General features: G+C 51.2%; 12 protein-coding genes and 2 riboswitches. Of the genes, 5 read left to right on the top strand and 7 right to left on the bottom strand.

Annotation, left to right across the window (positions count from 1 at the left end; all coding sequences use genetic code 11):
• Positions 1-189 precede the first annotated feature (189 nt).
• Positions 190-696 carry a tRNA adenosine(34) deaminase TadA gene (gene tadA / locus BCV73_RS28810; RefSeq protein WP_256993036.1) on the bottom strand — a complete coding sequence of 169 codons (507 nt, stop codon included), beginning with the start codon at positions 694-696 and terminating at the stop codon, positions 190-192.
• Between the two features lie 286 nt (positions 697-982).
• Between tadA and BCV73_RS28805 the strand changes: the two genes are divergently transcribed.
• Together BCV73_RS28805 and rluF are read left to right on the top strand one after the other, a co-directional pair.
• A complete protein-coding gene (locus BCV73_RS28805) occupies positions 983-3,283 on the top strand; it encodes an ATP-binding protein (RefSeq protein WP_318672240.1) in 2,301 nt (766 codons plus the stop codon).
• Positions 3,284-3,331: 48 nt separating this feature from the next.
• Positions 3,332-4,036 (top strand): 23S rRNA pseudouridine(2604) synthase RluF, encoded by a 705-nt coding sequence (gene rluF, locus BCV73_RS28800; RefSeq protein WP_089549442.1) that lies wholly within the window; start codon positions 3,332-3,334, stop codon positions 4,034-4,036.
• A 141-nt stretch (positions 4,037-4,177) separates the two neighbouring features.
• Here rluF and motB read toward each other — a convergent pair whose 3' ends face one another.
• Positions 4,178-4,993: a flagellar motor protein MotB gene (motB, locus tag BCV73_RS28795; protein ID WP_076176934.1), complete on the bottom strand. Its 816-nt coding sequence runs from the start codon at positions 4,991-4,993 to the stop codon at positions 4,178-4,180.
• Positions 4,977-5,777 (bottom strand): flagellar motor stator protein MotA, encoded by an 801-nt coding sequence (motA, locus tag BCV73_RS28790; protein WP_076176935.1) that lies wholly within the window; start codon positions 5,775-5,777, stop codon positions 4,977-4,979. The genes motB and motA overlap by 17 nt, the downstream gene beginning before the upstream one ends.
• Before the next feature lie 345 nt (positions 5,778-6,122).
• Here motA and BCV73_RS28785 point away from each other — a divergent pair, with 345 nt between their 5' ends.
• Positions 6,123-6,416, top strand: coding sequence for a hypothetical protein (locus BCV73_RS28785; RefSeq protein WP_076176936.1), 294 nt, complete (start codon positions 6,123-6,125; stop codon positions 6,414-6,416).
• 186 nt (positions 6,417-6,602) lie between these two features.
• The gene (locus tag BCV73_RS28780; RefSeq protein ID WP_076176937.1) at positions 6,603-6,908 is read left to right on the top strand and encodes a 4a-hydroxytetrahydrobiopterin dehydratase; all 306 of its coding nucleotides are present in this window, start codon (positions 6,603-6,605) and stop codon (positions 6,906-6,908) included.
• Positions 6,909-6,991: 83 nt separating this feature from the next.
• Here BCV73_RS28780 and BCV73_RS28775 read toward each other — a convergent pair whose 3' ends face one another.
• The 3 genes from BCV73_RS28775 to BCV73_RS28765 form a co-directional block, all read right to left on the bottom strand.
• A complete protein-coding gene (locus tag BCV73_RS28775; protein ID WP_089549441.1) occupies positions 6,992-7,351 on the bottom strand; it encodes a c-type cytochrome in 360 nt (119 codons plus the stop codon).
• 164 nt (positions 7,352-7,515) lie between these two features.
• Positions 7,516-8,004: a GNAT family N-acetyltransferase gene (locus tag BCV73_RS28770; protein WP_089549440.1), complete on the bottom strand. Its 489-nt coding sequence runs from the start codon at positions 8,002-8,004 to the stop codon at positions 7,516-7,518.
• A 221-nt stretch (positions 8,005-8,225) separates the two neighbouring features.
• Entirely contained in the window at positions 8,226-8,717 is a 492-nt protein-coding gene (locus tag BCV73_RS28765) for a C40 family peptidase (protein ID WP_373309650.1), read from the bottom strand.
• Positions 8,718-8,720: 3 nt separating this feature from the next.
• Positions 8,721-8,860, bottom strand: a riboswitch (cyclic di-AMP (ydaO/yuaA leader).
• Positions 8,861-8,968: 108 nt separating this feature from the next.
• On the opposite strand from BCV73_RS28765, the gene BCV73_RS35210 reads away from it, so the two are divergent.
• Entirely contained in the window at positions 8,969-9,118 is a 150-nt protein-coding gene (locus tag BCV73_RS35210) for a hypothetical protein (protein ID WP_179232093.1), read from the top strand.
• A 119-nt stretch (positions 9,119-9,237) separates the two neighbouring features.
• Here BCV73_RS35210 and BCV73_RS28760 read toward each other — a convergent pair whose 3' ends face one another.
• Positions 9,238-9,705 carry a C40 family peptidase gene (locus BCV73_RS28760; protein ID WP_089549439.1) on the bottom strand — a complete coding sequence of 156 codons (468 nt, stop codon included), beginning with the start codon at positions 9,703-9,705 and terminating at the stop codon, positions 9,238-9,240.
• Positions 9,706-9,709: 4 nt separating this feature from the next.
• Positions 9,710-9,847: riboswitch (cyclic di-AMP (ydaO/yuaA leader) on the bottom strand.
• Between the last annotated feature and the right edge of the window lie 13 nt (positions 9,848-9,860).

The following is a 9,860-nucleotide window of genomic DNA, read 5'->3' as shown; positions in this document are numbered from 1 at the left end:
GGCTGCGGGCGGGGAGCCAATACAGCAAGATCAACGAGAAGCAAACCTTCAGCATTGGCATTCCAAAAGAAGCGGATGTTATTACGATGGAGCAGCTTCAGGAGAAAATGGGAGCTACGGCTTACTAAGCAAGCCCCGTACGAATCACAACAGCCCGGCCAGGGTTACTGGCCGGGCTGTTTGTTTGTGTCAGGCTTTGCCCCGCAGCTTGCGGAAAAACTGGGTCAGCAGCCCAGCGCATTCCTCCTGCAGCACATCGGCAATGACCTCGGTGCGGTGGTTGAAGCGCGGCTCCTGCAGCAGGTTCATCAGCGTTCCAGCGCATCCCGCCTTGGGATCGTAGGTGCCGTAGACGACCCGTGGGATGCGGGACTGGACGATCGCCCCAGAGCACATCGGACACGGCTCCAGCGTGACGTATAGCGTGCAGTCCAGCAGGCGCCACGATTGTACGGCTATGCTGGCTTCCCGGATGGCGACAATCTCGGCGTGGGCGGTCGCGTCCTGGGACGTTTCCCTTAAGTTATAGCCCCGCCCGATGATCTCCCCGTTGCGGACGATGACCGCTCCGATCGGCACCTCCCCCAACTCCTCCGCCAATTTGGCTTGGTGGATTGCCTCGCGCATCCAGTGTTCATGACGATCATTATCCACAGACTCATCCACATGAAGCGGATGTTTTGTTTGATTTTCCAACGTAAAAGAGCCTCCCTGTACCGAATTTCGGCTTATTCAGCGAACAAGCATTCTATTGTTAACATGCTGTGCATAAATTTGTGGATAACTATTTGATTACGCACAGAATTATCCCCAATTTATTAAATGGTGCTGTGAATATGTTGATAAGTTGTGGACATGCTGCGTTATTTCGAGTTAAGCTGATCATTTTCGACAAGCTTTTCAAATATCAGCCTACAGAGTATGATGGAATAGATTATTCCAATTATCGCCAAGGCAAGATTAGAGGTGACCCGATGTGTCAATGAAGAAGAAACTGTCCCTCACCATGGCCGGTTCACTCTGTCTGATTTTACTTTTAAATATTATTCTTAGTTTGTACACAACGCAAGCCAGTTTACGCCGGGAAAGTGAACGCAAAATGCTGCTGGCCGCCAGGCAGGTGGCCGCCTCCATTGAACAGAGCCAGGAGAGCGCCGGCATGGTCGAACGCCAGATCGGGGAGCTTCTGCATGTGGCTGCCAAATTGGCTGCCAAAGAGCTGGACCCGGATATCCAGAACATTACGAACGAGCAGCTGGCCAAGCTGAGCAAGCAGGTGGGGGTCACCCATATCGCCCTGCTAGTCCGCACAGGTGATGATATTATCATTGCCAAGTCCTCGGAACCTGCTGAGCTCGGTCTCTCCACCAAAGACTGGGGATACTGGTATAAGGCGTTTAAGCAGCTCTTTGAGGAAGAACGTGTAACGATTCCGTACGGAGCGGCTGCCGACCATTTTTGGACCGGACCGTTTGAATATTCGAACTCCAAGCCGAATGTAATCGACAAATGGGGTTATTATTATGACGCCAAACGAAACTATATCATTGATCCGTATATTCGCACCGATTCTCTCCATCAGATCGGCACCCATATCCCGAGTCCGGAGGAGGTGCTCGACAAAACGAAGAAAATCAACGGGGAGATACTTGAAATCAGCTGCATCAATCCGCAGACCTTTGCGGGCGTCCGAATGTCCGGACAAGGATATGTCCATGATAAGACTAAGCTGCATAATCGGCCGATACGATACGGTACCTATACATATATCGACCTCGAAAACGACAAACAGGCTGTGGAGAAGGCAGCACAGACAGGAGCGAATGTCGTTTATGAAACGCGCATCGATGGTAAAAAGCTGTTAAAGAGCTTTATCCCTGTGAACAGTGCGTCTCAGGCATCCTACATCATCAGCATCGTCATGGATTATGCGCAAATATCCAAGGTATTGCAGAAGCAGCTTGTCTCTTATATATCGATTTCGGCCTTTCTGTTGATTTTGTTCGTCATTGTAAGTTATAAGCAGGCCGGATACTTCATTCGGCCGATCGATGCGATTCTGGGTAAAGTGAAAAACGTCGCCCAGGGGCGCTTTGATACGCCGCTCGTCATCAACAGCAAGGATGAGCTCGGATTGCTTGCCGCCAAAATCAACACGATGACCGATAATCTGAGCAGTTATACCGACCAGCTCAAGCAGGCCGTGGAAGAGAACCGCTCGGTGAAAGAGCATCTGGAGTCTGTCATCCAGCAGACGGCGGATGCGATTCATACGACGGACCTTGAGGGGAATATCATTCAGGTCAATCAAGCTTTTGAAAAGCTGTACGGCTGGTCAAGCCATGAAGTGATCGGTAAGCGGATCAATCTGATTCCCGGACATTTGGAGGGCGAAGTGCAGGCAAGACTCGACGCTTTAATGCAGGGCGAACAGCTGCCGGCAGTAGAAACGGTCCGAATCAAGAAGGACGGGACCCCTGTGGAGGTCAGCATCAGCACGTCCGCGGTCAGGGATCCGGAAGGGAAGGTCGTATCGTTCATCAGCATCTCAAGAGACATGACGGAACGCAACCGGATGGACGAGCTGCTCCGCCGGTCCGAGAAGCTGACCACGGTCGGGCAGTTGGCGGCCGGGGTGGCGCATGAGATCCGCAATCCGCTCACGACGCTTCGGGGATTCCTGCAGCTGCAGGAGTATAACAACCGGGTCGATCCGAAGCACAACCAGATCATGCTGTCTGAGCTGGAGAGAATCAATCTGATCGTGAGCGAATTTTTAATTTTGGCCAAGCCCCAGGCTGTGCACTTCCGAAATAAAAATGTTCGTGATATTTTAGAGGATGTGCTGTCGCTGCTGAGCAGTCAGGCCAATCTTCACGGGATTGAGTTCGTCATGTCCTCCCAGACGGCCGAGACGGACGTTCATTGCGAGGAGAACCAGCTGAAGCAGGTCTTTATCAATCTGCTGAAAAATGCCATGGAGGCGATGCCTGAAGGCGGTGTCATCCATATCGAACTGTTCCGGCCGGACCCGGACCACCTGGGGATTACGATTACGGATGAAGGCGTAGGGATTCCTGAGCACCAGATGGAGAAGGTAGGAGAACCGTTTTTTACCAACAAGGAAAACGGGACAGGCCTTGGCCTGATGGTCAGCCAGCGGATCGTGGAGGGCCATAAAGGATCACTTCAGATCGAGAGCGCCGTTAACAAGGGCACTCAGGTTACGTTAACGCTGCCGGCGGCACAGCCGGAGCATGGGGAAGGACCAGAACGGGAATAAACCGCACTCTTGTCCGAGGTAAACCATAATGAGATGGGGTTATAAGCTTTGAGGATTAACAAATATATCAGTGAGACCGGGTATTGTTCCCGGCGTGAAGCGGATAAGCTGGTAGAGAGCGGGAAGGTGACGATCAACGGCGTTCAGGCGGTGCTGGGCAGCCAGGCGGAGGACGGGGACGACGTCCGCATCAACGGCCGGCCCCTGCAGGCGAAGAAGGAGACGCATGTCTATATTGCGCTGAATAAACCGGTTGGGATCACCAGTACGACGGAGCAGCATATCAAGGGCAACATTGTGGACTTCGTGGGCCATTCGGAGCGGATTTTTCCGATCGGCCGGCTGGACAAAGATTCCGAGGGGCTCATCCTTCTGACTAGTGATGGCGACATCGTCAATAAAATACTGCGGGCCGAAGGCAAGCATGAGAAGGAGTACATCGTCACGGTGGACAAGCCGGTTACGCCGTCCTTTTTGACAGGCATGGCCAGCGGGGTGAAGATTTTGGGCGAAATGACCCTTCCCTGCAAGGTGACTCGGATCTCGGAGCGGGTGTTCAAGATCATTCTGACCGAGGGGAAAAATCGGCAGATCCGCCGGATGTGCAGCGCCTTCGGCTACGAGGTGCGCCGACTGCAGCGGATCCGGATTATGAATATCCATCTGGGATCCCTGGGCAAAGGGAAATGGCGCGATTTAACGCCGCAGGAAAAGGAAGAGCTTGGACAGCTGTTGAATTACCGCCTAGGATAGAGGGCAGGCCTGATACAGGGTGAGGGCTTCAACCTATAATAAAAGGCCGGAAGACCATTCCCTGAGACATGTGCCGTCTACTATCAAAAAGGCTGCTCCCTTTATCCAAAGGGAACAGCCTGTCCATTAGTTATCGCTATGCTATTTTTTATTCGTGGTTACCGGGATTTGCTCGCTGATATTCTGGTACTTCCGGATGATGGATACCTCGACGCGGCGGTTTTTAGCACGGCCGGCTGCGGTATCGTTGGAAGCCACGGGCCGGAACTCGCCGAAGGCGGTGGAGGTGAACTTGGCCGGGTCGAGCTGCTTGTTGGTGAGCAGAATCTTCAGGAAGTTCAGCGCCCGGTTGGAGCTCAGGTCCCAGTTGGACGCGTACTCGCTGTTCGAGATCGGCATATTGTCCGTATGACCGGACACGACGACGTCATACGTAGGGAACTGCTGCAGCATGCTGCTGATGGCGAGCGCCAGCTGGCGTGACTCCGGCTTCACCTGAGCGCTGCCGGAAGCAAACAGGGCGTTGTCGCTGATCGTGATCGTAAGCTGCGATTGGTTCAGTTTGGTATCCAGCTGGTTCGTCAGGCCGTTCGTTTTGATATATTGATCCAGCTGCTGCTTCAGCTTCTCCAGGTCTTCCTGTTCCTGCTTGGCCAGCTGGGCTTTCTGTTTCTTGTCATTGTTATTCGTGACGATGCTCTCTTGGGAGTCTTTTTTGCCTTGGTCCATATTTTTATCCATCGGCAAATTGGATCTGAAGTTGAGCACGCCATTTCCGGTGCTGAGGGCATTGTTGAAGGCCTGGCTCATTTCCTCGAATTTCTTGGCGTCCGTGGCGCTCATGGAATAGAGCACGATAAACAGGGCCAGCAGCAGTGTCAGCAGGTCGGCATAGGGGAGAAGCCAGGATTCGTCGGCATGCTCCTCATGCGGTTCATGTCTAGTCTTCTTGGCCACCTGAACCATCCTCCTTCTCATTCATTTGAGCGCGCTCGGAAGGGGTTAAGAAGACGGAGAGCTTCTGGCTGATCGCAATGGTGGATACGCCGGATTGAATCGACAGCAGTCCTTCCACCATCATGAGCTTGAGCTCCACTTCTTTTTTGGACAGGCGTTTCAGCTTATTGGCGATCGGGTGCCACAGGACATAGCCGGTAAAGATACCGAGCAGCGTCGCAATAAAGGCCGCGCCAATTGCGTGGGCCAGCTCGGCCATATTCTCCATCTTGGTCAGGGCGGCGATCAGGCCGACGACAGCACCAAGCACCCCGAGGGAAGGAGCATACATACCGGCTTGGGAGAAGAGCAGGGCACCTGCACGGTGACGCTCTTCCGTCGCCGCAATATCTTCCATCAAGACGTCGCGGACGAACTCCTGGTCGTTACCGTCGATAATCATGCGCATACCGTTGCGCAGGAAGGCGTCGTCGATTTCTTCGACCTTGGTCTCCAGAGCGAGGAGGCCTTCCCGGCGGGTGATGGAGGCCCACTCCATGAACAGGGTGATGAGCTCTTGACGCTGCATGAGCTTTTGTTTGACGAAGGTCATTTTTAACAGCTTGGGGAACTTCTTGATCTCAGACATCGGAAAGCCGATAAACAGCGTAGCGGCGGTTCCGGCGAGAATAATGACATAAGCGGCGGGCGTCAGCAGGCTGACGATCGGGGCGCCCTTCAGCACCATGCCGACTAGGACGGCAACCACACCGAGTATCAGGCCAACAATCGTTGAAATTTCCATTGCACACCTCATCCATGAGAAATAGAATTGAATCCTTTCGGAATCGACCGCGTTTACATCCTTGCAACATGGTCGCTTTCACAAAAAACGGTTTATATTATTTATCGACACCATTCTCTTTTTTTTTAAGGGATATTTTCCGGTATAATGAAATAACAAGGTTCATCTGTCCTACAAAATCAAGTCCGAGCACCATACCCTGAAGGGAATAATCACAGCACAAACGGGTGACGAATGGCCCACTTGAGACCCTGACACAGGGGCGCATGGAGCAGGGCATTCACCATTCACAATCATCGCTTATAGATCGTATGAGTAACTAAACTTCGATATGGAGGGAATGGCATGGGTGTTAAGCATGGTCGTGACTATGACGGCATATTGACCGATTTGACGGCAGCTGTCGGGGAAATTCCGGACAGTTATTTATTTTTTGAAATGGCGGAGCAGGATTGGATGCAGCTGGGCATCGAAGAGAAGCGTGAGGTGCATGAGGCGCTGGCGGAGGATTTGTTCTATGCGCTGGGAGCCGAACCTGTCATCACCGTTGGAAGCGGTGTCGTGATGTATGACAAGGACCATCACCGGATCAACCTCTTGATCGGCGACGAGGAGCTGACCGTAGTCTCACTGATATAGTCCCTGGGGCCGGATGGATTTTATAAACCCGTCCATGGTAAGATATTATTCGTATGTACTCTCCTTGGAGAAGCATGATTACATTCAGGGATGAATACAATGGGTAAAGGTTTTTCGCCCGAGCATACATTAATGACACATCCTGGTGAACCTCGGGGATGTTAGGTTTCAGGGAGGAACGGAAGAATGGTATATACGCAAGAAGAAGTAGAAACGCATTTGTCTAAGCTGGAAGGCTGGGAGCTTGAAGAGGGCCGCTGGATCGTGCGCAAATACGTTTTCTCCAATTTCATGAAGGGCATTTCCTTCGTGGATGAGGTTGCGGCCATTTCAGAGGCTTTTGGCCACCACCCCTTTATTACGATTGATTATAAAAATGTGACGCTGCGTTTGACTTCATGGGATGAAGGCGGGATTACGTCCCTGGATGTCAAGGAGGCCCACCAATTTAACGAACTGTTCGAAAAAATGCGTTCCGGCGAAAAAAGGTAACGAGAATAATGCAGCAAATAAAAACACGCTTTGCGATGAACGTCCCGTTCTTCCAAAGCGTGTTTCTGTATGCGTTACAACTTTTATTTCTTCTCAGCCAACCACTGGGCCACATTGGCAATCTCTTCAGCTTTCAACTTGTCCTTAAAGGATGGCATGCCGCCTTTACCTTTAGTGATAATGGTGTAAATCTCTTCAGCGGACAGTTGGCTTCCGATCTTTTGAAGGTTCGGGCCTACGGCACCCTGAAGCTGATCCCCGTGACAGCTAATGCAGCCTTGCGCTTTAATCGTAGATTCAGCCGCTGCGGCGTCCATCGTAACTTCCGGCATGGTCGGCTTCTCTTCTTCCGCCACCTGCTCTTTGCCTGGAAGCGTAAACATGAGCACAATTGCCATAACCACTGCGATCGTTAATACACCGCTCATGATCCATTTTTGCATCCGTTTTCGTCCTTTCTATGTAAACTGTCATTCTTCATTCCTTCATTATAACGGAACAAGCCATCACATCAAATAGTTTGTGTCAAAAAAGCAAACGAATCCAAACTTGGGGCCACCAAAAATACACAAATTTGTACCATTTTTATGATGATGGAATTTTCAAGTTAGACCCCTTCATAGACCATACAGTGAAACAGCTGTTCACCTTCAGGGGTCAGCTTGGGGTAGGTATCAGCGATGACAAACCCCGACTTCCCGTAAGCCCGGATGGCCCGCTTATTCCATGTATGCACTTCAAGGTCGATTTCGTCCCCAGGCCGTCTTTCACGGGCTGCGCCGACCACAGCCTGCATAAAGCTCTTACCCAGCCCCTGGCCGCATAAATCAGGCCGCATGCCAACACCAAGCCGGGTCACGCCTGCCAAGGGAAAGAACTGCGCGAACCCGCACAAGGTATGTTCAGCATCCAGGACGGACACATATTGGCTTTGCCTCACCTCAGGATCACCAAATTCGACGCCAAGCGCCTCCATCTGATCCCACGGCAGCCAGCCGTATAAATCGTATGGAGGTTCGTACACCCAGCTGCAGACGGTCTCAGCATGCTCCCGGGTCATAGGAACGATCATGAAGCTCTCATGTTGGAGGTTCATGTGCAGATCTCCCTTCCAGACCTCCCTGTAGGATTTGAACATTAGAGAAAAAATATTCCGGATTGTCCCAGATATCTGTTTAATTTCGGAATAGAGGGGTAAATGAGGAGTAGCGGGCGGGAATGGAAAGGTTACCCATTTCTGTCCGCAAAAAATCCCGCAAAAGGAGATTTCGGCAAAAATCTCATTCTACGGGATCTCGTACCCTTGCTTTACCTGCATTACTGGACGTCATCAACGTCCTCGGAATCGACGGCGGCGGTTTTGTATTTATCCGTACTCATGATTCGTTTGGCGCCAACGTAGCGGTTGACGTAGTAGCTGTCGCTCAGAGAGCTGATGATCACACCGCGAGAAGTGGAGGCATGTGCGAATTTTCCGTCGCCGACGTAAATTCCGACATGGGATACTCCGGCTCCCGATGTATTAAAGAATACCAAGTCGCCTGCTCTCAGATCACTGCGGGATACGGCCGAACCCATGCTGAACTGGGAACCAGACTGATGGGGCAGATCGATGCCCAATTGATCAAATACATACATTGTAAATCCCGAGCAGTCAAATCCGCTTGTTGTGGTTCCGCCCGTTCTGTACTTGGTTCCGATCGCACTGTCGATCACTTTATCCATCTTGGAATCCGCGAAAGCGCTTCCTGTGCCGACCGTGAGCACGATGGCGAAACTCATGACTGCTGCTGCAAGCTTCTTCTTCAAGTAAAATACCCCTTCCGGCGCCTACGAGGTTAGCTTAAGGATTCGGTAGAAGGCCCCCTATGATCCCTCTGAAGCAAGATCAATTCACCCATAACTGGTTCCCCCGCTTTCCTTAGTGTGAGGAAATTCGGCATGAACTTTTACACTATGTATCATTCCCTGTTACTTCTTATTCGTTCGCAACTTTGTGTCAGGTAAAGATTACAAAGTTGTTACTATCGCTGGGACTATTGTAACAAAGGAATCGGACTTTGGCAATTGTTTCTAACAGAAAAAGAAGATTTGTAGGAAAATTTATAGGAAATGATGTTTATTTGTTGGACGAGTGGGTAAAAGAAATGACAAGGGTGGAAAAAACAGGAGAAAACCGTGGATTTACTCGTGTAAAAAAAAATTTTTGAAATGCTGTTACCTTTTCGGTGGTTCGTACGTCTAATAAGTAACAACAAACCCGCGGGGCGATTTCGGCAAAAATCAGCGGCGCGGGTTGTTATGGATATGCATTGTTTTCGAGAGATAATCAATTGTAAACCGCAGCTTGATATTTGGCCGTACTCATGACCCGTTTGGCGCCAACGTAGCGGTTGGCGTAGTAGCTTTGGCTCAGTTTGCTGATGGTAACGCCTTTCGAAGAGGACGCGTGCGCGAATTTTCCGTTGCCGATGTAAATGCCGACATGGGAAACGCCTGCGCCTAGGGTGTTAAAGAAAACCAGGTCTCCTGCTCTCAGCTGGCTTTTGGAAACAGCGGTACCTGTTTTATACTGCGCAGCGGATACACGCGGGAGGGTTAACCCCAGCTTTTGGTACACGTAACGGGTAAAACCGGAGCAATCGAAGCCGTTCGTAGTTGTTCCGCCGGTTTTGTAAGAAACGCCGATCGTGTTGTTAACGATGTGGTTCAGAGATGAATCCGCAAATACGCTGCCGGCGCCCATGGAGAACGCAAGTGTAAGGCCCAGCGCTGCGGCTGCCAACTTCTTCTTCAAAAAGATAAACCCCTTCCAATGCCTGCGAGGTTAGCTTAAGGATTCGGTAGAAGGTCCCCTATGATCCCTCTGTAGCGAGATCAATTCACCCAAAATTGGATCCCCCGCTTCCTGGTGCCCGGGAATTCGGCTCGTGATGATTGCACCGGAAATGG

This window comes from Paenibacillus sp. SSG-1 (assembly GCF_002224835.1).
In the GTDB taxonomy this organism is placed as follows: domain Bacteria; phylum Bacillota; class Bacilli; order Paenibacillales; family Paenibacillaceae; genus Paenibacillus_AQ; species Paenibacillus_AQ favisporus.
This window is presented reverse-complemented; position numbering and strand designations above follow the sequence as displayed.

Coding starts and splice junctions, on each gene's coding strand:
- motA (WP_076176935.1), bottom strand. CDS start 5,777: ATGGAAATTTCAACGATTGTTGGCCTGATACTCGGTGTGGTTGCCGTC.
- BCV73_RS28805 (WP_318672240.1), top strand. CDS start 983: ATGAAGAAGAAACTGTCCCTCACCATGGCCGGTTCACTCTGTCTGATT.
- BCV73_RS28780 (WP_076176937.1), top strand. CDS start 6,603: ATGGTATATACGCAAGAAGAAGTAGAAACGCATTTGTCTAAGCTGGAA.
- BCV73_RS28770 (WP_089549440.1), bottom strand. CDS start 8,004: ATGAACCTCCAACATGAGAGCTTCATGATCGTTCCTATGACCCGGGAG.
- BCV73_RS28775 (WP_089549441.1), bottom strand. CDS start 7,351: ATGCAAAAATGGATCATGAGCGGTGTATTAACGATCGCAGTGGTTATG.
- BCV73_RS28785 (WP_076176936.1), top strand. CDS start 6,123: ATGGGTGTTAAGCATGGTCGTGACTATGACGGCATATTGACCGATTTG.